The organism is Janthinobacterium sp. CG_23.3 (assembly GCF_046115965.1).
Classification (GTDB): Bacteria; Pseudomonadota; Gammaproteobacteria; order Burkholderiales; family Burkholderiaceae_D; genus Janthinobacterium.
Genome location: NZ_JBJXIB010000005.1, coordinates 52,010 through 75,918, shown reverse-complemented (window position 1 = coordinate 75,918; position 23,909 = coordinate 52,010). Strand labels below are relative to the sequence as shown.

The 23,909-nt window shown below is 66.2% G+C and carries 21 protein-coding genes; 7 read left to right on the top strand and 14 right to left on the bottom strand.

Annotated features, from left to right (window positions below; translation table 11 throughout):
* The first annotated feature begins 78 nt into the window (after nucleotides 1-78).
* Nucleotides 79-1,092 carry a helix-turn-helix domain-containing protein gene (locus ACFDR9_RS03220; RefSeq protein ID WP_409030051.1) on the top strand — a complete coding sequence of 338 codons (1,014 nt, stop codon included), beginning with the start codon at nucleotides 79-81 and terminating at the stop codon, nucleotides 1,090-1,092.
* Nucleotides 1,093-1,160: 68 nt separating this feature from the next.
* Here ACFDR9_RS03220 and ACFDR9_RS03215 read toward each other — a convergent pair whose 3' ends face one another.
* From ACFDR9_RS03215 to ACFDR9_RS03195, 5 genes are all read right to left on the bottom strand, one after another.
* Nucleotides 1,161-1,961: a substrate-binding periplasmic protein gene (locus tag ACFDR9_RS03215; RefSeq protein ID WP_409030050.1), complete on the bottom strand. Its 801-nt coding sequence runs from the start codon at nucleotides 1,959-1,961 to the stop codon at nucleotides 1,161-1,163.
* Between the two features lie 24 nt (nucleotides 1,962-1,985).
* Nucleotides 1,986-2,801, bottom strand: coding sequence for a substrate-binding periplasmic protein (locus ACFDR9_RS03210; protein ID WP_409030049.1), 816 nt, complete (start codon nucleotides 2,799-2,801; stop codon nucleotides 1,986-1,988).
* Between the two features lie 56 nt (nucleotides 2,802-2,857).
* Nucleotides 2,858-3,724, bottom strand: coding sequence for a carboxylating nicotinate-nucleotide diphosphorylase (nadC, locus tag ACFDR9_RS03205; RefSeq protein ID WP_017875437.1), 867 nt, complete (start codon nucleotides 3,722-3,724; stop codon nucleotides 2,858-2,860).
* A complete protein-coding gene (nadA, locus tag ACFDR9_RS03200) occupies nucleotides 3,721-4,854 on the bottom strand; it encodes a quinolinate synthase NadA (RefSeq protein ID WP_409030048.1) in 1,134 nt (377 codons plus the stop codon). The genes nadC and nadA overlap by 4 nt, the downstream gene beginning before the upstream one ends.
* Before the next feature lie 201 nt (nucleotides 4,855-5,055).
* Complete coding sequence (locus ACFDR9_RS03195) at nucleotides 5,056-6,654, bottom strand: ABC-F family ATPase (RefSeq protein WP_026132584.1); 1,599 nt, start codon at nucleotides 6,652-6,654, stop codon at nucleotides 5,056-5,058.
* 251 nt (nucleotides 6,655-6,905) lie between these two features.
* Here ACFDR9_RS03195 and ACFDR9_RS03190 point away from each other — a divergent pair, with 251 nt between their 5' ends.
* Together ACFDR9_RS03190 and ACFDR9_RS03185 are read left to right on the top strand one after the other, a co-directional pair.
* Nucleotides 6,906-7,622, top strand: a complete 717-nt coding sequence (locus ACFDR9_RS03190) for a PEP-CTERM sorting domain-containing protein (protein ID WP_035787545.1) — start codon at nucleotides 6,906-6,908, stop codon at nucleotides 7,620-7,622.
* A 119-nt stretch (nucleotides 7,623-7,741) separates the two neighbouring features.
* Nucleotides 7,742-7,945 carry a hypothetical protein gene (locus tag ACFDR9_RS03185; RefSeq protein ID WP_409030047.1) on the top strand — a complete coding sequence of 68 codons (204 nt, stop codon included), beginning with the start codon at nucleotides 7,742-7,744 and terminating at the stop codon, nucleotides 7,943-7,945.
* Between the two features lie 329 nt (nucleotides 7,946-8,274).
* Here the strand turns inward: ACFDR9_RS03185 and ldcA are convergent, their stop codons facing one another.
* From ldcA to ACFDR9_RS03160, 5 genes are all read right to left on the bottom strand, one after another.
* Nucleotides 8,275-9,192, bottom strand: coding sequence for a muramoyltetrapeptide carboxypeptidase (gene ldcA / locus ACFDR9_RS03180; protein ID WP_409030046.1), 918 nt, complete (start codon nucleotides 9,190-9,192; stop codon nucleotides 8,275-8,277).
* A 64-nt stretch (nucleotides 9,193-9,256) separates the two neighbouring features.
* Complete coding sequence (locus tag ACFDR9_RS03175) at nucleotides 9,257-10,192, bottom strand: alpha/beta fold hydrolase (RefSeq protein ID WP_409030045.1); 936 nt, start codon at nucleotides 10,190-10,192, stop codon at nucleotides 9,257-9,259.
* A 19-nt stretch (nucleotides 10,193-10,211) separates the two neighbouring features.
* On the bottom strand, nucleotides 10,212-11,033 hold the full coding sequence (locus ACFDR9_RS03170) for an esterase/lipase family protein (RefSeq protein ID WP_409030044.1): 822 nt from the start codon (nucleotides 11,031-11,033) through the stop codon (nucleotides 10,212-10,214).
* A 149-nt stretch (nucleotides 11,034-11,182) separates the two neighbouring features.
* Entirely contained in the window at nucleotides 11,183-12,370 is a 1,188-nt protein-coding gene (locus ACFDR9_RS03165; RefSeq protein ID WP_409030043.1) for a hemin-degrading factor, read from the bottom strand.
* A 77-nt stretch (nucleotides 12,371-12,447) separates the two neighbouring features.
* Nucleotides 12,448-14,799, bottom strand: coding sequence for a TonB-dependent receptor domain-containing protein (locus ACFDR9_RS03160; protein ID WP_409030042.1), 2,352 nt, complete (start codon nucleotides 14,797-14,799; stop codon nucleotides 12,448-12,450).
* 251 nt (nucleotides 14,800-15,050) lie between these two features.
* Here ACFDR9_RS03160 and ACFDR9_RS03155 point away from each other — a divergent pair, with 251 nt between their 5' ends.
* The gene (locus ACFDR9_RS03155; RefSeq protein ID WP_409030041.1) at nucleotides 15,051-16,088 is read left to right on the top strand and encodes a carbon-nitrogen hydrolase family protein; all 1,038 of its coding nucleotides are present in this window, start codon (nucleotides 15,051-15,053) and stop codon (nucleotides 16,086-16,088) included.
* Nucleotides 16,089-16,155: 67 nt separating this feature from the next.
* On the opposite strand, the gene tadA is transcribed toward ACFDR9_RS03155, so the two are convergent.
* From tadA to queE, 3 genes are read right to left on the bottom strand one after another with little or no spacing between them, the layout of a single operon-like run.
* The gene (tadA, locus tag ACFDR9_RS03150) at nucleotides 16,156-16,659 is read right to left on the bottom strand and encodes a tRNA adenosine(34) deaminase TadA (protein WP_035787544.1); all 504 of its coding nucleotides are present in this window, start codon (nucleotides 16,657-16,659) and stop codon (nucleotides 16,156-16,158) included.
* Nucleotides 16,652-17,098, bottom strand: a complete 447-nt coding sequence (queD, locus tag ACFDR9_RS03145; RefSeq protein WP_017875425.1) for a 6-carboxytetrahydropterin synthase QueD — start codon at nucleotides 17,096-17,098, stop codon at nucleotides 16,652-16,654. The genes tadA and queD overlap by 8 nt, the downstream gene beginning before the upstream one ends.
* Nucleotides 17,099-17,105: 7 nt before the next feature.
* Nucleotides 17,106-17,741 carry a 7-carboxy-7-deazaguanine synthase gene (gene queE / locus ACFDR9_RS03140; protein WP_409030040.1) on the bottom strand — a complete coding sequence of 212 codons (636 nt, stop codon included), beginning with the start codon at nucleotides 17,739-17,741 and terminating at the stop codon, nucleotides 17,106-17,108.
* A 357-nt stretch (nucleotides 17,742-18,098) separates the two neighbouring features.
* Between queE and ACFDR9_RS03135 the strand changes: the two genes are divergently transcribed.
* A complete protein-coding gene (locus ACFDR9_RS03135) occupies nucleotides 18,099-19,001 on the top strand; it encodes a sensor histidine kinase (protein ID WP_409030039.1) in 903 nt (300 codons plus the stop codon).
* A gap of 226 nt (nucleotides 19,002-19,227) precedes the next feature.
* Nucleotides 19,228-20,223, top strand: a complete 996-nt coding sequence (locus ACFDR9_RS03130; RefSeq protein ID WP_017875422.1) for a diguanylate cyclase — start codon at nucleotides 19,228-19,230, stop codon at nucleotides 20,221-20,223.
* A gap of 28 nt (nucleotides 20,224-20,251) precedes the next feature.
* On the opposite strand, the gene ACFDR9_RS03125 is transcribed toward ACFDR9_RS03130, so the two are convergent.
* Entirely contained in the window at nucleotides 20,252-20,896 is a 645-nt protein-coding gene (locus ACFDR9_RS03125; protein ID WP_409030038.1) for a VOC family protein, read from the bottom strand.
* 114 nt (nucleotides 20,897-21,010) lie between these two features.
* On the opposite strand from ACFDR9_RS03125, the gene ACFDR9_RS03120 reads away from it, so the two are divergent.
* Nucleotides 21,011-23,854, top strand: coding sequence for a M16 family metallopeptidase (locus ACFDR9_RS03120; RefSeq protein ID WP_409030037.1), 2,844 nt, complete (start codon nucleotides 21,011-21,013; stop codon nucleotides 23,852-23,854).
* Nucleotides 23,855-23,909 lie beyond the last annotated feature (55 nt).

Genomic DNA, 23,909 nt, shown 5'->3' with positions numbered 1-23,909 from the left:
AACTTAGCAAACACCCCTTGTTGCTGGGTTGACCGGCGAGGCAGGCGTCGATGGCGTGCACAAACGAGTGAGATGGCTATGCACCAGAATGTAACAGGCATGTCGCAAAACGGAGCAGTACCGAACAACTTCGCGGCGTTTCGCACCGTGCTAACGCGCGACGCCGACGAGCTGGCCCGCAACCTGACGGACTGGGAACAGAGCTACGACCAAATCAGTTCGGGCAGCTTCCACGGCGTGCTCGACGAGTTGCGGCTGCCGCGCATGCAGGTGTTCCGCGAGAGCATCAGCCAGTCGGTACGCCAGTCCTGCCGCGTCTGGCCGGGGGCGGTCTGGTTCGGCTTCCCGGACCAGCCGGACAGTAGCCGCATCAACGGCCGCCAGGTGGAGCCGGAATTTGTGATGGTGCAGCCCGGCGACAAGGAGTTTGAATTGCTGACGCCCAGCAGCCACGTCATCTACGGTATCGTGGTGTGCAGCAAGCTGCTGGTGCAGGCGGCGGTGGCCAGCGGCTGCATGGTCGACTGGCGGCGGCTGCACACGGCCGAGGTGCTGCGGGTCGATCCGGCCGAGCGGCGCCAGTGCGTCCAGACGCTGGCGGCGCTGCTGGCGCAACAGCAAGACGCCATCGCCGCCGGCTACAGCGCGCGGCAATTGTTACACTGCCAAAACATGGTGGTGGAGGCGCTGGTCGGCATGCTCGACCACAGCGGCGTCGAACCGGCGGCGGCCGGCAGTTTCCAGCGGCGCCAGCGCATCGTCGCGCGCGTGCGCGAGTACATCCTGGCGCACCGCGACCAACCCATCACCGTGCCGGAACTGTGCGAACAGGCGCACGTCAGCCGGCGCACGCTGCAATACTGCTTCGAGGATGTGCTGGGAATGAGTCCCACGCTGTATCTGCGGCGGGTGCGCCTGAACGGCGTGCGCCGGCAACTGATGGGCACCGGCGCGCCGCAGTTGGCGATAGGCGCGGTGGCGGCGGACTGGGGTTTCAGCAACTTCAGCCAATTTTCCAGCGACTACCGCAAACTCTTCGGCGAATCGGCGTCGGCGTCGCTGCGCACGCAGGCGCTGCGCCTGCAAAACTAGCCCGCCCGCCAAGGGGACAGACCACGATTGTCGAGCGAATTTCTCGGAAATCGTGGTCTGTCCCCGGTTTACGGCACGCCGACGTCGAGTTGCCGGCCCAGGCGCTTCAGCTCACCGCTATCGAACAGCGCATTGAACGCCAGGTCGAACTGCGCGCGCAGCCTGTCGGACTCGGCCCGTTTCGGGAACGCGAAATAACCGCGCTGGATTTGTATCACCTTGGACAACGGCGTCACGCTGCCGGCAAGTTGTAGGCGCGTAATCACCGGTTCGGTGTTGCGGCGGTTGGTCGCGAACAGGTCGACGTGATGGGAGACCAGCATTTTCAGGCCGTTCTCCACCGCGTTGGTGACGCTGACGCGCAAGCCGGGCCGGGCGCGGTCGAATTCGGCGCCGTACGCCCAGCCGTTCATGATGACCATGCGCGTTTCCTTCAACGCGGCGTAATCGCCGGCCCAGCCGATACCGGCCCCGGCGCGGGTGTAGAAGACCATGTCGTCCTGGTAAAACGCGCGCTCGGAGAACGCCAGCGTCGCCAGCCGCTCGGGCGACTTGTAGGGGCCGATCAAGATGTCGGCCGCGCCTTGCGCCACCATCGCCTGGGCGCGCGCCCATGGATAGATTTCAAAACGCACGCCGTAACCCATGCGCGCCGCCACGGCGCGGATGATCTCCGGCGCCATGCCGATAAAGCGGCCGTCCCTGGTCAATTCGAAGACCCGCTCAAAGTGCGCGCCGACGACCAGCAATTCCCGCGGCTCGGCCATGGCCGGGGATACGCCTAAAAGCAGGGACAGCAACGTGGCCGACAGCAACACGCGCCGCGCGGGCGCCCGGTCCGGTTCACGTCGGCGTGGCAAAGTCAGCACGGCACTCCCTTCAACTGGTCAGGCCTACGGTACATCGACACTGTAACGGCGCGCCATTTTTTTCAACTCCCCGCTATCGATCAGCGCGTTCAGCGCCTGGTCGAACTGCAGCCGCAGCTTGTCGTGCCCGGGCCGCTTGGGGAAGGCGAAATAGGCGTTTTCCACTTTAATGTACGGCGTCAAGGCGACTACCTTGCCGCGCATCCGCAAGCGCTCGACCACCGGTTCGGTGTCGCGGCGGTTGCTGGCGAACATGTCCACGTGCCGGTGCAGCAACATGTTCAAGCCGTTTTCGACCGAGTTGGCGACGCTGACCTGCAGCGCCGGACGGGCCAGGTCGAATTCGTCGCCGTACGCCCAGCCGTTCAGGATGACGATCGGCCGTCCCCGCAACGCCAGATGGTCGCCATGCCAGTCGATGCCCGCGCCGGAGAGCGTATAAAACACCACCTGGTCCTGGAAGAAAGGCCGCTGCGCGTACGCCATGTACGCCAGCCGCTGCGCGGTCTTGTAGGGACCGACCAGGATGTCGGCCTCGTGCTGCTTCATCATCGCCTGGGCCCGCGGCCAGGGATAGAGCCCGAACTTCACCGTATGTCCGAGTTGCCGGGCCACCTTGCGGATGATCTCGGCCCCCATGCCGCTGAACTCGCCGTGTTTGTTGCGTTCGTACACGTTCTCGAAACGCGTGCCGACCACCAGCAATTCGTCGGCCAGCGCGGGCGCCGGCCACGGCGCGGCCATGGCGGCTACGACAGCGGCGGCAAGTGCGCGCAGGTGAGCCGCAGACGCACCGGGGCGCGCGCCAGAACCATTGTCCCGCCAGCGCTTCCAGCCCATGCCGCACTCCTTCACTGTTGCCCGCCCGAAAGGCAGTCACAGCAAGTATGCCCGACTTAGCCGACAATGCGCAACGAATAGTCGGTTGCGCGCACATCCTTGGTCAGGCTGCCGATCGAGATGCGGTCGACGCCGGTTTCGGCGATGGCCCGCACGGTGTCGACATTGATGCCGCCGGACGCTTCCAGCAAGGCCCGGCCCGCCGTCAGCTTGACGGCGTCGCGCATCATCCCGGTGCTGAAGTTGTCCAGTAGGATAGACGTTGCGCCGGCCGCCAGCGCCTCGCCCAGCTCGTCCAGGCTCTCCACTTCCACCTGGATGCTGACGCCGGCGTCAAGAATGTTGGCGTTGTTCAAGGCCGCCGTCACGCCGCCGGCCGCCGCGATGTGGTTTTCCTTGATCAGGATGCCGTCGTATAGCGCCAGCCGCTGGTTCTTGCCGCCGCCCACGCGCACCGCGTATTTCTGCGCCAGGCGCAGGCCCGGCAGCGTTTTCCGGGTGTCGAGGATGGCCGCGGCCGTGCCGGCGACGACGTCGACGTAGCGCCGCGTCGCCGTCGCCACGCCCGACAGCAATTGCAGGAAGTTCAGGGCGCTGCGCTCGCCGGTGAGCAAGGCGCGCGCCGGCGCGGTCAGCGTACAGACCGGGCTGTCGGCGCTCATCAAGTCGCCTTCGGCGTAATGCCAACTGATGTCGATGCTGCGGTCCAGGCTTTTCATGATGCCTTCGAACCAGGGCGCGCCGCACAGCACCGCCTCTTCGCGCACGATCACGCGCGCGGTGACGATGCTGTCGGGCGGCACCAGCTCGCCGGTCAGGTCGCCGCTGCCGATGTCTTCCAGCAGCGCCGCCAGCAGGTTGCCCTCGAAGGCGCGCGCCAGCGCCGCGTCGAACGGCGCGAAGGGATTGAGTAAGGTACTCATGCCGGACCCACTCCCGAAAACAATTTTCCTTCCTTGGCCAGGTCGGCGCCCGGCTGCACGCCGGCTTTTTTCGCCGCGGCGAAGTCGAGCATGCGATTGATCGATTTGACGGCTTGCCGGCCCACGGGCGGGTCCACTTGAATCTCGTTTGTCATATTTTCCAGTGCTTCGGCCAGGTTGAGCAGGCCGTTCATGGCCATCCAAGGGCAATGCGCGCAGCTCTTGCAGGTGGCGCTGTTGCCGGCGGTTGGCGCCTCGATGAAACGTTTGCCGGGCGCGGCGGCGCGCATCTTGTGCAGGATGCCGTTGTCGGTGGCGACGATGAAGGTGTCGGCGTCGAGGTTGACGGCGGCGGCGATCATCTGCGAGGTGGAACCGACGACGTCGGCCAGCGCGACCACGTTGGCCGGCGACTCCGGATGCACCAGCACCTTGGCGTCCGGGTACTCGGCCTTCAGCAGGTCCAGCTCGATGCCCTTGAATTCGTCGTGCACCAGGCAGGAACCCTGCCACAGCAGCATGTCGGCGCCGGTTTGCTTCTGGATGTAGGAGCCCAGATGTTTATCCGGCGCCCACAGGATTTTCTTGCCCTGCGCGTGCAGGTGGGCCACGATGTCGAGGCCGATCGACGACGTCACCATCCAGTCGGCGCGCGCCTTCACGGCGGCGCTGGTGTTGGCGTAAACCACCACCGTGCGGTCCGGATGGGCGTCGCAAAAGGCGGCGAACTCGTCGGCCGGGCAGCCGAGGTCGAGCGAACAGGTCGCGTCCAGGTCCGGCATCAGCACGCGCTTTTCCGGGCTGAGGATTTTCGCCGTCTCGCCCATGAAGCGCACGCCGGCCACGACCAGGGTCCGGGCGGCGTGGTCGCGGCCGAAACGGGCCATTTCCAGCGAGTCGGACACGCAGCCGCCGGTTTCCTCGGCCAGGTCCTGCAAGTCGGCGTCGACGTAGTAATGGGCGACGAGCACGGCCTGGCGCTCCTTCAGCAGGCGCTTGATGCGCTCCTTGAGGGCGCTCTTTTCGTCGGCGGATGGCGTGACCGGCGTGCGTGCCCAAGCGTGGGCGGTGCAACTGGCACCGTCTTGCGGATGCTCGTACTCGACGCTCTTGATTTCAATAGTTTGCATGGTGGTTCGTCAGCGAAAACGGAGGGGAGGAATGACACTATCGCATAATGGGGCGGTTCCTGCCGGCACCGCGGCAAGGACCCGTAGGTCGGACGAGCGCAGCGCCATCCGACAATGTTGGCCGAGGCGAGCCGCGCTGCTCCGAGCCAACGTTGTCGGGTTACGCCCCTTGGGCTAACCCGACCTACCAAACCGGCACACTTAGTCGATACCCTGGCTGCGCAGGTAGTCTTCGTAGTTGCCGTTGTAGTCGATCACTTCGTTGTCCTTGATTTCGATGATGCGGTTGGCCAGCGAGGAAACGAACTCGCGGTCATGCGACACGAAAATCAAGGTGCCGGCGTATTTTTCCAGCGCGATGTTCAGCGATTCGATCGATTCCATGTCCATATGGTTGGTCGGCTCGTCCATCAGCAGCACGTTGTGGCGGCCCAGCATCAGCTTGCCGTACATCATGCGGCCCTTTTCACCACCGGACAGCACCTTGACGGCCTTCTTCACGTCGTCGCCACCGAACAGCAGGCGGCCCAGGATCGAGCGCACGGCCTGGTCGTCGTCGCCCTCTTTGGTCCACTGGCCGATCCAGTCGGTCAGATTGGTGTCCTTGGCGAAGTCTTCGGACGGGTCTTGCGGCATGTAGCCGACGTTGGCGTTCTCGGCCCACTTGACGCGGCCCTGGTCCGGCTGCAGGCCGGCGATGTCGCCTGCGATGCAACGCAGCATGGTGGTTTTGCCGACGCCGTTGGCGCCGATGATGGCGATGCGCTCGCCGGCCTCAACCATGATGCTGAAGTTCTTGAACAGCGTGCGGTCGAAACCCTTGGTGATGTTTTCCACCTCCACCGCCAGGCGGTGCAACTTCTTCTCGCCGTCGAAGCGGACGAAGGGATAGGCGCGCGACGACGGCTTGATATCGTCGACCTTGATTTTCTCGATCTGCTTGGCGCGCGACGTCGCCTGGCGCGCCTTCGACTTGTTGGCGGCGAAGCGGCGCACGAATTCTTGCAGCTCGGCGACCTTGTCCTTGGCCTTGGCGTTGTTGGCCAGTTGCTGGTTGCGCGCCTGGGTCGAGGCGAACATATACTCGTCGTAATTGCCCGGGTAGACCTTCAGCGTGCCGTAATCCATGTCGGCGACGTGGGTGCAGACCTGGTTGAGGAAGTGGCGATCATGGGAAATGATGATCATGGTGGAGTTGCGCTCGTTGAGCACGTCTTCCAGCCAGCGAATCGTGTTGATGTCCAGATTGTTGGTCGGCTCGTCGAGCAGCAGGATGTCCGGATTCGAAAACAGCGCCTGCGCCAGCAGCACGCGCAGCTTCCAGCCGGGCGAGACGTTGCTCATCGGGCCGTGGTGCAGGTCGATCGCCACGCCGGCGCCGAGCAGCAGTTCGCCGGCGCGCGATTCGGCGGTGTAACCGTCGTATTCGGACACTTTGCCTTCCAGTTCGGCGGCGGCCATGTAGTCGTCGTCGGTCGCGTCCGGGTTGGCGTAGATCGCGTCGCGCGCCTGGATCGCGGCCCACATCTCGGTGTGGCCCATCATCACGACGTCGAGCACGCGCATGTCTTCAAACGCAAACTGGTCCTGGCGCAGCTTACCGAGGCGTTCGTTGGTGTCGAGCATGACGACGCCGCCCGAGGCTTCGAGGTCGCCGCCGAGGATCTTCATGAAGGTCGATTTGCCACAGCCGTTCGCGCCGATCAAGCCGTAACGGTTGCCGTCGCCAAACTTGACGGAGATGTTTTCGAACAATGGCTTGGCGCCAAATTGCATTGTAATGTTAGCGGTCGAGAGCACGAAATAAAGCCTTTAGAAGCGGATGGAATTAACCGCGTATTTTAGCATTCCGCGACGCCCACAGGTTCCCGACAGCGCAAAAAAGCGCGTCCGGGGCGCGTCGCGCCGTTTTTCGGACGGAATTTCGCGGAAATTATCGCCCCATTATACTGCTACAAAAAATAATATTGACAATAGGACATTTTATTATTGTTGTGCTACTCTTTAGATCCCAATCCGAATATGACGAGATTGAAACCTAAGGAGTGACAATGAAGCGTTTTGCGATTTTGAGCATTGCCCTGGCAGCAGCAAGCATGTCCCACGCCGCCGAAATCTACAACAACGGACCCGTGGTTGGCGCCAACGGTCGCTCCGTCATCGGAGCCGGGCAAACCACATTCGGTTTCAGCATGAGTACGGCGCGCGACTCCGTCGTGGCGGACGACTTCATCATCGCGGCCGGTTCGCGTTGGACGCTGTCGAGCATTGACTTCTTCGGCTACCAGACCGGCGCCGCCGGCTTCACCTTCCAGGAAGCAAGCTGGAGCATCGTCGCAGCGTCGCCCAACTCGCCTGTGGTGCTGGCGTCGGGCACCACCGGGTTGACCAATGGCGGCCTGGCGGGCTACCGCGTCAACAGTGCCGCGCAGCACCTCACCAACCGCGGCATCTACCGCGCCCAGGCCGACGTCGCCGACTTCTCGCTCGACGCCGGCCACTACTACCTGCGCTGGAGTTTGAGCGGCTCGGCCTCGTCCGGCCCGTGGCAGGCGCCGGTGGCCGACTGGCGCAGCGGCAATGCCGGCCAGTCGAGCGGCGGCGACGAGTTCCTCAAGCTGGTCGACGCCGGTTCTGGCGCCACAGTGGAACTGCCGTTCTCCTTGCACGGCAGCGTCAGCGCCGTACCCGAGCCTGAGACCTACGGCATGATGTTGGCCGGCCTGGCGCTGGTCGGCGCGATGGCGCGCCGCCGCAAGCAAGCCTAAGCGGCCAGGCAAGTTCGCACCGCGGAAGAACATTCGCGGTGCGAACCGGGGTTCGACCCCGGCCTTTGCATACGCCTTATCCGGCCTTAACGCAGCCCCAACCGATAACGGAGCTTGCCATGCCAGAAGAACTGTATGAATATTTCGGGCACACTATCAAGATCTACTTAATCGAGGACGACGAAGGCGATTGGACGGCGTCCTACTCTGTCGACGGCGACGCTCGCCACCCGGTCCCCGAGAAGCCGAAAAAAACCCGCGGCTTGATGCTCGGCCAAGCCAGGGCGGTGGCCCAGCGCCATGTCGACGCGATCAAACGCTAGCCAAACGCTAGCCAGATACTAGCCAGATACGCAGCCCGACGACGTGGCCGACGCCGACGCGCTTGACGGCGATGAATTTCGGCTCGGTGGCATGCTGCGCCGACGCGCCGGCGCGGCGCCAACAGCACGCCTGCGATGCGGCCGGCGCGCGCCGCAGGACGATGGAACATGGCCATGGGCGACTCCGCTTGCAATGGTCAAGCATAATCATTATTGCCGGGATGATACAACCGCTTTTGCTGCGGGTGCACCGCCGCGCGAACCCAAAGCGCAACCCCGAGGGTCTGCCCCCGGCTCTGCGCCGTTGGGTTTAACGCTGCGGCGGCGCGTCAGCCGCGCGGCAGCGTCGGGTAGCCCGCCAGCGTCAGCGCGAAGCCGGCCGCGTCCGACACCAAATGCGCCTGCGCGCCAACCGGCAGCGTCACGCGGCGGGCGACGTGGCCGAACTCCAGGCCGGTCAACACCGGCACCGGCAGGCGCGCGCGCACATAGTCCAGCATAGCGTCGAAGTCGTAGCCGTTGTCCTGCGCACTGAGACGGTAGTTCGAGAAGTCGCCCAGCAACACCGCCTTCTGCCGACCGATCACGCCGGCGTGCAGCAATTGCAGCAGCATGCGCTCGACCCGGTACGGGTGCTCGTTGACGTCCTCGACGAACAGGACGCCGCCGTCGATTTCGGGCATGTACGGCGTGCCCAGCAGGTGTACCAGCATCGTCAGGTTGCCGCCCCACAGCTTGCCGCGAACATCGACGCGCGGATTGCCGGCGGCGGCGGCGTTGACGCGGTGTTCCGGGCCGGCCAGGCAGTCCCACAATTGGCGCAGCGTGAAATCGACCGGCTCGTCGCGGGTGAAGTCGTCGCAAAACATCGGGCCGGCGAAGCTGGCGCGGCCGGTGTGCGCCATCAGGCCCATGTGGAAGGCGGTGAAATCGCTGTAACCGACGAACAGCTTGCCGCTCGCCGCCATCGCCGCGAAGTCGATCTCGGGCAGGATGCGGCTAATGCCGTAGCTGCCGCGCAAGGCCATCACCACCTGCACGTCGGGGTCGGCGGCGGCGGCGTTGAGCTGGGCCAGGCGGCCGGCCTCGGTACCGCCGAAGCGCTGGAACTTGCGCTTCGGGTCGTAGTAGTTGTGGACGGTGCAGCCCTGCGCGCGCAGGCGGGCTATGCCGCGCTCGACCGCCGCTTCGTCCAGCGGGGCGCCGCCGGGGGCGACGATGGCAATGCCGATGTGTGGTGTGTTCAAGGAATCCCGATTGGTTGTTATTAAAATAATGCCTCGGCGGCGAGGCGCCGGCGGCGCGCCAACGCTAAATCAAGCCGCGCTGGGTGGCGCCGACCCGGCCGATCCGCGCCACCATATTACCGTGCAGATGCACATCGATCAAGGCAAGCAGGCGTTCGATCAATTGCGGCGGCAGGTCGTGGCCCATGCCTTCGATGACGTGCAATACCGCGTTCGGAATCGATTGCGCGGTGTCGATGCCGCAGGCCAGCGGCACCAGCGGATCGGCGGCGCCGTGGATCACCAGCGCCGGGCAGCGGATGGTCTTGAGCAGCGCGCTACGATCGCCCGAGGCGGCCACCGCCACCATCTGGCGCGCGGTGCCGGAGGCGCTGGGGTTGCGCTGCAGCGCTTGCTCCATCATCGCCAGCAGTTGCCGCTCGGACGTCGGATAGGCCGGGCTGCCAATGGTGCGGAAGGTCTTGGCCATGTGGGCGATGACCGCGTCGCGGTCCTTCGGGTTGCGCGGGCCGCGCAGCAGCGCGTTGCGCGCCGCGCGGGTCGGCCCCGGCAGCCCGCGCCGGCCGCTGCTCGACATGATCGAGGTCAAGGACAGCACTCGCCGCGGCGCCCGCGCCGCCATGATCTGCGCGATCATGCCGCCCATCGAGGCGCCGATCAGGTGGGCCTTGGCGATGCGCAAGCCCGCCAACAGGCCCAGCGCATCCTCGGCCATATCGTGCAGCGTGTACGGCGCCTTTATCGGCCAGCCGATCCGGCTCTTCAAATACGCCAGCGGCAGGTTCGGCGCGCCCAGGTGCTCGAGTTTGCTCGACCAGCCGCAATCGCGGTTGTCGAAGCAAATCACGTAAAAGCCCAGCTCGGCCAGGCCGTCGACGAAATCGCGCGGCCACGACGTCAGCGGCGTGCCCAGGCCCATGACCAGCAGCACCGCCGGCGCGCTCGGGTCGCCCTGCGTTTCATAGGCGATTGTTACGTTGTTTGCAATAATGGTAGCCACGACATTGCCTTCCTTCCGCTCAGTAGAGGCCAAACACCGTGTTCAGCCAGGTGGCGCGTTGCGGGTCGCGGAACAGCAGCTTCTTGATGCCGGTGTGGGCCTCGCGGTCGAAGCGGCGCCACTGTCCCTCCGGTTGTGCCAGCCGGTCGGCGATCGCGTACAGCGCCGTCGGATTCAAGCCCATGCCAATGTGGCTGGCGTGCACCTCGATGTTTTCGGATTGCGCCGTTTCCCGCTCGACGCTGCATTGCCAGGCGACGACGCCGTCGGTACGGCTGAATATCGATGTCGTCGGCACGCCCGGCGTCACCTTCAGCGCGGCGAAACGCGCCGCGTCGATTTCCTTCTCGCCTGAAACGAGCTGGTAGACGCGCCAGGCGTTGGTTGCCTTCGGACTGCCGGAAAACGGTGCGCCCAGCATGACGACGACGCGTATGTCGCCGGGCAGCATCTTGGCGATCTCGCGGGCGTAGACGCCACCCAGACTCCAGCCTACCAGGCTGACGCGGCGGCCGTGCTCGGCGCGCAACTGGCGCACCCGCGCCACGCAGGCCTCCAGCACGCCGGGGCGCGGGCCGACATTCAATCCCTGCTGCCAGGCGTGGGCGCTGTAGCCGCGTTCGCAGAGGAAGCGGCGCATCACGACGGTGGTGAGGTCGCCGGCGCCCAAGCCGGGAAACACCAGCACCGGATGGCCGTCGCCGTTGGGCGCGCCGCGCAGGAACGCCATGGCGGCCAGGGCGGCCCCCAGCTCCCAGGACGCGCGCAACTCCAGGGCAAGGCGGACGATGCCGGGCGCGGAATCGGCAGCGGTAACGGCGGGGGCGGCGTGGCGTGGCAAGCTGGTCTCCTCATGCGGATGCGGGTCCAGCATACCATTTTTTGGACGCGCGCCAAGCGCGCGCTGAACGGCGCGCGCTCGCGGTTCCGGGATGCATTTAAACCAGGGTGACGCCCCTGCTCTATATTGTTGCGGACGGCAGTTTGTTTCTAATTGACGCGCGGCAGGCTCTGCGCCAGATCCAGCCAGGCTTGCGGCTGCGGCGCCGCCCGCGCGCGCACGCCGAAGAACGTCACCGCCAGCTCGCCGTTGTTGTCGAAGAACTCCACCGAGGTGACACCGCCGCGCTTGACCACCCAGCCGCTCTTCAGGCCGCTTTCCCGCAGATGCAGGTTGAACGCCGGGTCGAGCACGTTGTACCAGTCGCCGGCGGCGGCGGTCTTGTCGATCGTGCCGCTGAAGATTTGCGTCACCGCCTCGTTGCCGACAAACACCATGATGCCGATCTTTTGCTTGGTGGCGTCGTCGAGCAGCTTGCGCACGGCCAGCGGCGCGACGCGTTCGGCCTGGCCGGCCGGCGCCAGGCGCAGCGCCTGTTCGCGCGACAGCTTGAACTCGCCGAGGATCTGGTTGAACTGGTGCACGTCCGTCATCTCCTTCCAGGCCAGCTGGAATTCCTTCACGTCGATGGCGGCGTCGGGCTGCTCCGCCGGCTTGGGCGCGGCCGCGGCAATCGCCAGCGCGCCGTTCTGTTCGGCGTGGCGGAACTCCGCCACCAGCTTGTCGAAGACGGCCACGCCGGCCTCGTTCTTCAGGTAGATCTTGTGCGCCGACGTGCCGCTGGCGTCGAAGAACTGCAAGCTGCGCGCGATGGCGCCGTCGCGCCCCGGCTGGACCACGGCGAAGGCGTGTTTCCAGTTGCTGAAATGGAAGCGCAGATCGATGTCGCCGCCCAGGTAGCCGCCGGCGATGTTGCGCTGGCGCGCCGCGCGTTCGGTGTCGGCCTCGGCGCCGCCGCCGGTCTCTTCCTGCTGCTTGAGCTTGCTGGCCACGCCGGTGCGTTCGATGACGCTGTATTCGTTGCGGGTGGTGGCCAGCACGGTACCCAGGTCGAGCGCGCGGCGCATGATTTCGCGCGGCCCGTCGCCGTCGGTCTTGAGGCGGGTGACGCCCTGGCCCGTGCCGCTGGCCAGCAGTTCGGCCTCGGACACGCCGAGCGTGCGGGCGGCCTCGCGCGCCGTCAGCTTTGGCTGTTCGGCGCGCAGGCCGGCCCAGCGCTGGGCCAGCGTGCCGGCCGGCGCGACGGGTGTTTTAGCGGCAACTGTGGTGGACACTGCGGCGCTGGCCTGGCAAATCAGCAGACTGCCGAGCAGCGCGACGGCGAATTTTGATTTCATGACGGTGTTTCCTTCATCTTGGAACGACATATATAGATAGAAGGGAGGCGCATGCCGCCTCCCGCGGGATCTTGGGTTTAGTAGTTGACGCTCAGGCTGACGGCGACGTTACGCCCAGCCAGGGCTTGGCGCTCGATATCGGCATGGGAAGCGGCACCGGTGTCGGCGGCCAGCGAGCGCGAGGACGCGTAGTCCCAATACTTGCGGTCGCCCAGGTTGTTCAAGGCCAGCGTCAACTTGGCGTGTTTGCCGACGTTCCAGTAGGCCGAGGCGTCGAGCAGCGTGTAGGCCGGCACCGCGAAGCGCGCCGCCGCGACGCCGTTGGCAACGCTGTCGGGGGCCTGCTTGGCGCCGGCGCGGGTGGCGATCAGGTCGACGCCGAACAGTTGCGACGGGTGCTCGTAGCCGAAGGTGGCGCTGCCCTTGTACGGCGCCGCCGACGCCAGTGCCTGCTTCAAGCCGCTGCCGCGTTCTTCGCTGTTGCCGCGGGTGACGCCGGCGGCCAGGTCGAGGTGATAGCCCAGCATCGCCGGCGACCACGCCCCCAGTTCCATGCGGCCGGTCAGCTCACCGCCCCAGGTGCGTGCTGTGCCGATGTTCTCGGCGCGGAACAGGCCGTAGCTCAGCGTCGGATAATTGACCGGGTCGGCCGGCTGCGCCACGTAGTCGATCAAGTTCTGGTAGGCGGTATAAAACAGCGCGGCGCTAAACCGCAGGCCCTTGAGCGGCGCGCCCTTCAAGCCGAGTTCGAAGGCGTTGCTGCTTTCCTTGCCCAGGTTGGCGTTGCCCAGCACGGCGTAACCATGGCCCGCGCCGGTGTAGCTGAACGAATCGTAGGTGCCACTGCGCTCGGCCGCCGTCGGCAGGCGCACGCCGCGGTGGTACTGGAGGTAGCCGTCCAGGCCGGGCGCCAGCTCCAGCGCCAGGCTCAGGCTCGGCGTAAGCGCGCCGTCGGACTCCTCGCGCAACTCCTTGGCGGCGTTCGGCAACGCGATCGCGTACTGCTCTAAATTGCTCGGTGTCAGCTTGCGCCGCTCGGCGCGCAGGCCCGGCGTCAGCGTCGCCTTGTGGCCGGCCAGGTCGAAGCCGAACTCGTCGCGCGCGTGCAGCGCCAGCCGGGTGGTGTCGGTGTCGGCCATGCGGTTTTTCTGCGTGAGCTGGCGCGCGCCGGTGGCCAGCACGGTGCGGTCCTCGCGCCATGGCCGGCTGGTCTCGGTACGCTCCAGGCTGGCGCCGTAGGCCAGCGTGTGCGCGCCGAGCTGCTTGACGGCGCCGGCGCCGACGCCGTAGCTCTTGTTGTAGAAACCGCTGGCGATGTCGCGCAGGTACGGCTGTTTGCCGCTGATGTAGCGCGCGTGGGTCAGGTCGTCGACCTTCGAGTCCTGCACGTAGAGGCGGCTGGACAAGGAGTCGAACAGCGGCGAACCGGCCGGCGCCAGCTGGTGGCCGAGGCTGACGCGGCTGCGCTTGGTGGTTGAATCCTGCTGCGCGCCCTCAGGATACAGCGCGCCCAGTTTGTTGTCGTACTTGCGCGCGTTGTCGCGCCGGAACGCGTCGACGGTCAAGTCCAGCTTGTGGCCGGCGCCCAGGTCCCACAACCACTTCGACAGCACCGCGTCGGACCACCAGTCGTTCGGATTGATCGGCGCCTCGCCCTTGCTGCGCTTCGCGCCGCCTTCGCGGTGCACCAACAGCGCCAACGCGCGCACCGGGCCGAAGCGCGCCGCGCCGGTGAGCGTGTGGGCGTTGGCGCGGTCGACCGAGGCGTGCCCGAGCTTATAGGAAACGTAGCTATCCCTGCCCTCGCTGAGGTAGTCGTCGGGCGACTTGGTGACGAAGCTGACGCCGCCGCCCAGGCCGGGCGTGCCGGTGCCGACCCGCACTTCGCGGAAGGTTTCGGGGTCGAAGTAATCGCGGCCGGTGCCGAAGCTGTTCATCGTGGTGGCGTCCGGCTTGGGCGCCGCGTCCGGCACGGCGACACCGTCGACGTCGAGACTGACGCGGTTGCCCTCGACGCCGCGGATGTTGTAGCCGGTGTTGCCGGCGCCGTCCCAGATCGAACCGGCGCCGCTGGCCTCAAGCGGCGCGCCGATCAGCGGCTGGTAACGCATGATGCCGCCCATGTCGGTGGCGTTGCGGCGCGCCAGCTCGTCGCCGGTGATGACGGTGCTACTGCCGGCGCGCGGCTTGTCGGCGCCGGCCTTGACGAGGATTTCCGGCAGCACCGCCTGGCGCTGGGCGTCGCTGGCCGGCGCCGCGGCCTGGGCGTGCGCCGGCGCTTGCAGCAGCGGCGCCGAGAACAGACCCAGCAGCGCGGCCCTGACCGCAAGATTGAGCAGGCGCGGCTGACCCGGCGCCGTGGCGGCGATAGGCTGTTTGTTATAAAAACGGGAAGGCGCGGCCGACGGCCGCAAGTGCAGTGCGCTCATGATGATCCGGGTTAAAGAGTGAATGGCTGGCTCTGTAACCCGCTCGACGTGGCGCGAGTGGGGAGATGGCTGGCAATGCCAGCAATTTAACACGAATGATTCTCATTTTCAAGTAGGCCGCGACGCGCCACCGCCGAGATGGCGCCGGCGCGGATGAGCGGCGCCGGCGCCGCCCAGCTTGTTGCGCTCGCCTGCGGAAGCAATTTCTCCGCTTGAAGACGAGCACCGCCCTTCGTGTTATCATTTCAGCCATGTTGCCATACTCCTCCCCCACTCCCGGCGACCGCTTCGATCGACCATCCACCGCCACCCGGCTCTGCGTCGCGTCGGTTCAACTCGCCTGCGACTTTGGCGACCGCCAGCGCAACCTGGAGCGCGCCACCCGGCTCATCGAAGAGGCCGCGCAACAAGGCGCGCGGCTGGTTTTACTGCCCGAACTCATGCCCGGCGGCTACATCCTGACCGAGAAAATATGGGACACCGCCGAGCCCTTCGACGGCCCCAGCACCGGCTGGTTGCGCGCGCTCGCGCAGCGGCTCGGCCTATACATCGGCACCACCTTCATCGAAGCCGATGGCAGCGACTTCTACAACACCTTCGTGCTGGCCGGCCCCGACGGCGAAGTCGCCGGCAAGGTGCGCAAGAATCCGCCCGCCTCCTTCGAGGCCTATTTTTTCCGCGGCGGCGACGGCGCCCACTGGTTCGACACGCCGCTGGGCCGGATCGGCGTCGGCATCTGTTTCGAAAACGCGCTGTACCAGCGCTACCTGGAGCTGCACGAAGCCGACATCGACCTGTACCTGCGGCCGTTTTCCGGCGCCTCGTTCGAGCAAAAGTTCCCGGTGCGCAAGCGCGACGTCGAGCTGCTCAACGCCGGCCTGCGCGATGGAACGGCGGAAACCGCGCTGGCGATGGGCATCCCGGTGCTCATGTCGAACAAGGTCGGGCGGCTGGTCACGGCCCTGCCGGCGGGGTTTCCCCCGCAGGACATCGAATTCCCCGGCTACAGCGCCATCGCCGACAGCGACGGCACCCTGCTCGGCCAGCTGGGCCCGGGCAGGGAGGGCGTGGTGGTCGGCACGGTCACGCTGGCGCCGGCGCGCAAGCGGCGCGAGCGCGCGCCCAACACCTTCGGACGCTGGACCACCAAGTTTCCCTGGTGGTCGGTGATCTGGGTGGTGACGCAACAGTTCGGCGAGCGCGCCTACGCCCGCAGCGCGCTGCGGCGCGAGCGCGCGGCGGCGACAACAACGGCGCCGAAGCGCCGCGAAGCCTGCGAAGAGCTATAGGCCGCTTCCCGGCCCGCCGGCGTGGCTTGCGGCGCGCCGCGTATTGCGGCGGCACGGCGGCCGCTTCTTATTGCGGCAGCACGGCGGCCGCCTCGGCCGCCGCCAGGCGCAGTGCCGCCTTGGCGCTGCGCCGTTCGGCGAAGAAGCGCTTCAGGAAGGCGCCGCACTCGTCGGCCATGACGGCGCCGGCGATCTCGGTCTGGTGGTTCAATTGCGGTTGCGCAAACAGGTTGACGACCGAGCCGGCGGCGCCGGTTTTCGGGTCGCTGGCGCCGTAGACCACGCGCGCCAGGCGCGCATGCAGCATCGCGCCGCAACACATCACACACGGCTCCAGCGTCACGTACAGTTCGCAGCCCGGCAAGCGGTAGTTGCCGAGCTTGGCCGCCGCCGCGCGCAGGGCGACGATTTCGGCGTGCGCGGTCGGGTCGTGGCGGCCGATCGGCTGGTTGTAGCCGGTGGCGATGACGACGCCGTCCTTGACCACCACCGCGCCCACCGGCACCTCGCCCAGGTCCCAGGCGTGTTGCGCCTGCTCCAGCGCGAGTTGCATGAAGGCGCTATCAGGCATCGGTGATCTCGGCCCAGCAGTTCGGGGTTTCGTGCAACACCAGCTTGTGCAGGTGCAGGCCGGTGCCGAAACGGTCCTTGTAGGCCGCCTTCAAAATGTCGAAGGCGATCTGCGCCAGGTTCTCCACCGTCGGGATGCGGTCGATGACCACGGTTTTATGGTCCGGCAAGGTGCCGAGGAAGTCGCGCACCACATAGTCTTTCTCGTAGACCAGGAAGGCGTGGTCCCAGACGTCGACCAGGTGCTCCTTGGCCAGCGCCTTGATGTCGGAAAAATCCATGATCATGCCATTGTCGGAATTGCCCTCGACCTCGATGATCTGGCCGACCAGGGTGATTTCGACCGTGTAGCGGTGGCCGTGCAGGTTGCGGCACTGGCTTTTGTGGTCGGGAATGCGGTGGCCCGCGTCGAATTCGAGCTTGCGTGTAATTGTCAACATGGCGGGCTTAAGGTATTTGTAAAAGTTTATGGGTTTGCAGGCTCAGTTTCCACTTCGGATTGCGCTTGCAGGTCTCGATCGCCAGCTTGGTGTTGTGCTCGGCCAACGGGCCGTCCATCGCCTGCACGAAGAAGTTGTCGAAATCCAGGCCCTCGTAGGCGGCCAGGTCTTGCTGGAACTGTGGAATCACAACCTTGATCTCGTTGCCCTTGCGGACCACCAGCGTCGAGCCCATTTTCGGGCTGACGCAGATCCAGTCGACCCCGGCGGGCACCGGCAGGGTGCCGTTGGTTTCAATGGCGATGTGAAAGCCGGCCCGGTGCATGGCGTCGATCAGCGCCGCGTCGAGCTGCAGCAGCGGCTCGCCGCCGGTGAAGACGACGTATTTGCTGGCCGGATAACTGGCCGGCCACAAGCCGTCGATCACCTCGGCCAAGGCGTCGGCGCTGGCGAACTTGCCGCCGCGCTCGCCGTCGGTGCCGACGAAATCGGTGTCGCAAAAGGTGCACACGGCGCTGGCGCGGTCGCTTTCGCGCCCGCTCCACAGGTTGCAGCCGGAAAAGCGGCAAAACACGGCCGGGCGGCCCGCGTGGGCGCCTTCGCCCTGCAGGGTGTAAAAAATCTCTTTGATGCTGTAAGTCACTGTATTTCCTAAGAGCGGGCTGGCCTTGGCGGAAGCCGGCCCGCTGTCCTGAATCGGCAATTCAGGCCAGCAAGGGCGCGGCAACGGCTGCACGTCAACGATGAAGGCCGCAAAGCTCGATTGACAACCCTCTATTATACCTTGGAGCGGCGTGCGCCAGCGCCGCGTCGAGGCGATCCGTAGATAAAGCAATCTTTTTCGACAAATATCCCGGCGATTTTCTTAAGATTTACAGAACATTTGTTCTTTGGCAATGCCTGCGGCCGCCGAGCGGCGTATTTTCGGGGGGGTGAACCGTTTTCAGACAGCTAAATCCAGGGGATCTTCTGCCCAACTCCCCTCAATGGAGCAGACGACATGAAAGTCTCCGCCCGGCGTTGTATCGTCACCAGTTGCGTCGTTGGCGGCATCGCGCTGGCGGCGCTGGCCTCGCTGGTCGAGCTGGCGGAGCTAGTGACCACGCTACTGCCGGTCGCCCTGCTCGCCCTGCTGTGGCGCTGGTGCCGCCGCGACGACGCCCCACCCGGCCTGCGCCGGCAACTGGCCCGCGAGCGCGCGCTGCGCACCGGTGCCGAACAGGCGCTGCGCGCGTCGCAGGCCCGGCTGACGCAACTGGAAGCGAGGCATCACCGCGTCAAGGAGGATGAACGGCGGCGCATCGGCCGCGACATCCACGACGACCTCGGCCAGAATTTGCTGGCGCTGAAAATCGACATCTCGATGCTGCACGTAGGCAGCGCCGGCCTGCATCCGCAGTTGCACCAGAAACTCGGGGCGATCGCCACCAACATCGATCTGACCATCCGTTCGCTGCGCTGCATCATTAACGACCTGCGCCCGACCGCGCTGGAAGCCGGCCTGAAGACGGCGGTAGACCGCCAACTTTGCGAGTTCTCGCGCATCAGCGGCATCGCCTGCCGGCTCGACGCGCACGACGGCGTCTTCGACGGCGCCGCCGGCGCCGCGCTCGACGCGATGGTATTGCGCGTGCTGCAGGAGGCGCTGTCGAATATCGCCCGCCACGCCAAGGCCAGCGCGGTCACTGTCGCGCTGCTGCGCGACGGCGCCGGACTGACCATGACGGTGCGCGACAACGGCGTCGGCATGCCGGGCGGCCACGCCCCGCGCGGCTGCGGCTTGCTCGGCATCAAGGACCGGGTCGCGGCGGCGGGCGGCCGCTTGGCCATCGACAGCCTGCCGGGCCAGGGCACCGCGCTGTCGCTGTCGGTGCCGCTGGCCGAGGCGCTGCCGGCCTGCTAAGGCCTGTCAATACGCTTTGCTGCGATGCCGCAAAAATCGACGGCAGTTTTGCGATTTATCAAGTAGATGGTCGGACCGAGGTAGCAAAATCAAAACTTGTCGCTGGTAATTATTTACCATCTACAACAGGAAACTTCGACCTGGCGCGCCGTCCTGCAAGTCGCGAGCGTCCCCACAGAAACGACAGCCGCGCGAAACGCCATGTCCACAAGATAAGGAACTGTTCATGACCAGCCACCCAAACGTCCAGCAGCTGATGGAATGTCCGCAGCCTGAGCAGCAGCATGGCTTCGCGGTCAAGATGATGGAACTGCTGGTGATCCCGACGTTCGTGCTGGACAGCAATTGCAAAGTGATGATCTGGAACCGCGCCTGCGAGCGCCTGACGGGGGTCTCTGCCTACGAGGTGCTGGGCACCTCGGACCATTGGCGCAGCTTCTACAGCGAGGCGCGGCCGACGCTGGCCGACCTGGTGATCCTGGGCCGCACCTCGGAAATCCACTCCCTCTACAGCCAGCAAAGCGCCCGCGGCGACGCCGGCAACAACCTGTGCGCGGAGAACTGGTGCGACATGCCGCGCGTGGGGCGGCGGCGCTACCTGGCCGTCGACGCCAGCCCGATCTACGGCAACGACGGGCGCATCATGGCGGTGGTCGAGACGCTGCGCGACATGACCGATGAAAAGCGCGCCCAGATCGCGCTGGAACAACTGGCCACGCGCGACGGTCTGACCAGCCTGGCCAACCGGCGCTGCTTCGACGACACCCTCGGCGCCGAATGGCAGCGCGCGCTGCGCCAGCAACAGGCGCTGTCGCTGCTAATGGTCGACGTCGACAACTTCAAGGACTACAACGACGCCCACGGCCACCTCGGCGGCGACGAATGCCTGCAGCGCATCGCCGGCGCGGTCGCCAGCGAAATGCGCGCCAACGACCTGGTGGCGCGCTACGGCGGCGAGGAATTCGCCGTCATTTTGCCGAACCAGTCGCTCAAGGGCGCGGCCATCGTGGCCGAACGCATCCGCAGCCGCGTCGAGCAACTGCAACTACCCAAGCGCAAGGGCGCGCGCGACTACGTCACCGTCAGCATCGGCGCCGCCACCGCCCTGCCCTCGGGCGACTCCGAGGCGAGCCAACTGGTGGCCACCGCCGACGCCGCGCTGTACCGCGCCAAACACATGGGCCGCAACCGCATCAACCTGCCCGACACCGACATTATTTAAGCTGGATCGCGGGCGCCGCGGCGCCGCCCTACGGGCCGCCGAGCCGGCGCGCCCCGGTCGGGGTTTGAACGTGGGCAACAAGATAGGGCGCCGCGCCGGCGCCGGGCGGCGCCACCAGCAACGGCCCCGCGCAGTCGATACCCGCCAGCGCGGCGCGCACCCGGCCGGCGTCCGGGTGGCGGATCTCCAGGCGCAGCAACGAGCAACCCAGCTCGGCCATGGCGCCGGCCGGGTGCGCCGCCGCGTCCCACTGAATCAAGCCGGGCGCGGCGCCGTCCAGCGCCATGCCGCCGTCGGCCGGAATGGTGATGCGCCAGCTCAGCGCGCCGCGCGTCATCGGTTCGATCGCGCCGGGGGTCCACGCGCACGCCGCCACGGCGGCCTCGATGTCGTCGCTGCGCGCCACCCACGCCGCCAGCCGCGGCCGGCAATTGAAGGCCGCGTCGTCGAGACGGAACCAGCGCGGCCGGCCGGGCGGCGCGGCGGCCGGATCGACCGCGATCACTTCCAGGAACAGCTCCGCCCCCAGTCTGAGCAGGCAATTATGCGTGCCCATGCGCGGATGTTCGCCGCCGCGCAGCGGCGTCACGCCCAGCGCCTGGCGCACATAGTCGACGCCGGCAGCCAGCGTCGGCGCGGTCACGGTGATATGGTCGATATAAGTGGTGTTCATACGCCATGATAGGCCATCGGCTGGGCCGGCCGGCGAATTTCCCTTTGCTTTCGCCGCCGATTATTTTAAGCTGCGCTCCTTGCACTTTCTAACAACTAAAACGAAGGAGCTGTCGTGTCAAAATTCCTCCCCCTTATCGTCCTGGCCCTGCCCTGGCTGGCCGCGTCGGCGCCGGCCCACTGCGCCCCCGCCGCGCCGGCCAAAGCCGATCCGCTGCCCTTCAAGGCCACCGAAAAAACACTGCCGAACGGCTTGAAGATCATCATTGTGCCGACCGGCTTGCCGAACCTGGTCTCGCTGCAGATCCCGGTGCAGACCGGCTCGCGCAACGAGGTCGAGCCGGGCAAGTCGGGCTTCGCCCACTTCTTCGAGCACATGATGTTCCGCGGCACCAAGACCTATCCGCCCGAGAAATACCAGGAAATCATCACCAAGGCCGGCGCGCGCCAGAACGCCTACACCAGCGACGACTTGACCAACTACCACACCACCTTCGCCAAGGACGACCTGGAAACGGTGCTCAAGGTCGAGGCCGACCGCTTTCAAAACCTGTCCTACGGCGAAGACGCGTTCAAGACCGAGTCGCGCGCGGTGCTCGGCGAATACAACAAGAACAGCGCCAACCCGGTCTCGAAACTGTACGAGGTCATGCGCGACGGCGCCTTCCAGACCCACACCTACAAACACACCACCATGGGCTTCCTCAAGGACATCGAGGACATGCCGAACCAGTACGCCTACTCGAAGGTGTTCTTCGACCGCTGGTACCGCCCGGAACGCACCACCGTCATCATCGCCGGCGACGTCAAGCCGCGGCAAGCCATCGCGCTGGTCGAGAAATACTGGAGCAAGTGGCAGCGCGGCAGCGCCCAGGCCGCCGTGCCGGCCGAACCGGCGCCGCAAGGCCCGGTCTACCGCCACGTACCCTGGCCAAGCCCGACCCTGCCGTGGGTCGCGGTGGCGTTCCACGCGCCGGCGTTCTCGACCACGGCCAAGGACCAGGTCGCGCTGAACACGTTGCTGGGGCTGTCGTTCGGCCGCACCTCGGCGCTGTACAAGCGCCTGGTGCAAGACGAGCAAAAGGTCGACCAGTTGTTCGACTCGACACCGGGCCGTGTCGACCCGACCCTGGCGACCATCGGCGCGCGCGTCAAGAAGCTCGACGACGCCGTCTATGTACGCGACGCCATCCTGCGGACGGTGGCCAGGCTGCGCAGCACGCCGGTCAGCGAAAAGGACCTGGCCGACGCCAAGTCGGCGCAGAAATACGGCCTGATCCGCTCGCTCGACAACACCGAGCAAATCGCCGGCACGCTGGCCTCCTACGCCCACTTCGAGCGCTCCTACGGCACCATCAACCAGTACTACCGCCTGCTCGACACGCTGACCCCAGCCGACTTGCAAGCGGCCGCGCGCACCTACCTGGTCGACGCCGGCATGGTCGTGACCACGCTGTCGCACGACGCCATGCCGCAGGCGATGGCGACGCTGCCGCCGCTGGCCGGCTTCGCCCCTGCGGCCGGCGCCGCCAAGTTCGACGTGCTGGTGCAAGCCTCGGCGCTGCCGCTGATCCGCTTCAAGCTGGTCTTCGCGGCCGGCTCCGCGCACGACCCGGCCGGCAAGGAAGGCTTGGCCGCGCTGACCGCGGCGATGGTCGCCTCGGCCGGCTCATCCGAGCGGCGCATCGACGACATCAGCAAGGCCCTGTTTCCGCTGGCCGGCAGCTTCAGCGAGCAAACCGACAAGGAAATGACCACCTTCACCGGCGCCATCCACCAGGACAACTGGACCGAGTTCGGCGCCATCGCCCTGCCGATGCTGCTCGAACCCGGCTTTCGCGAGGACGACTTGCGCCGCCTGAAGGACGCGCAAAAGAACGCGCTGCTGCTCGACCTGAAGGACAACAACGAGGAGGAATTCGCCAAGGAGCGCCTGCAAACCAACGTTTATGCCGGCACGCCGTACGGCCATCCGGTGCTGGGTACGGTCAAGGGACTCGACGCCATCACGCTGGCCGACGTCAAGCAATTCTGGCGCAGCGCCTATACCCAGGGCGCGCTGCGGGTCGGCGTCGCCGGCGCCGCCAGCGAGGCCATGATCGACTCGCTGAAACAGGCGCTGGCGACACTGCCGGCCGGCGCCGGCCTGCCCGCGACGCTGGCGCCGGTCGGGCGCAAGCCGGCCGGGCTGGAAGTGGAAATCATCGAGAAGAACACCCGCGCGACGGCGATCTCGTTCGGCCTGCCGCTGGCGGTGACCCGCTCGCACCCCGACTTCCCGGCGCTGTGGCTGGCCAAGACCTGGCTGGGCGAACACCGCGCGTCGAACTCGCACCTGTACCAGCGCATCCGCGAAATCCGCGGCATGAACTATGGCGACTACGCCTACATCGAGGCCTTCCCGCGCGGCATGTTCCAGTTCTTCCCGAACCCGAACCTGGGCCGCAAGGCGCAACTGTTTGAAGTGTGGATACGCCCGGTCGCGCCGGAGAACGCCCACTTCGCGCTGCGCGTCGCCCTCACCGAACTGGACAAACTGGTCAGCCAGGGGCTGACCCCGGAACAGTTCGAGACCACCCGCGACTACCTGATGAAGAACGTGTTCGTGATGACGGCAACGCAAGACCAGCAACTCGGTTACGCGCTCGACTCGCAATGGTACGGCACGCCCGAATTCACCCGCCTGATGCGCGACGGCCTGGCCAGGCTGAGCGCCGCCGACGTCAACCGCGCCATCCGCACGCACCTGTCAGCGAAAAACCTGTCCGTCGTCATGATCGCCAAGGACGCCGCCGGCCTGAAGGAAAAGCTGCTCAGCGACGCCTTCTCGCCGATCAAGTACGACGGCGACAAGCCCAAGCAACTGCTGGACGAAGACCAGCGGATCGGCAAGCTGAAGCTCGACATCAAGCCGGAGGCGGTGACGATCACCCCGGCGGCGAAAGCGTTCGCCGAGTAGGCCCGCGGCGCGGCAGGCAAAAAAGCGCTGGCGGCGGCAATGCCCCGGCGCTTTT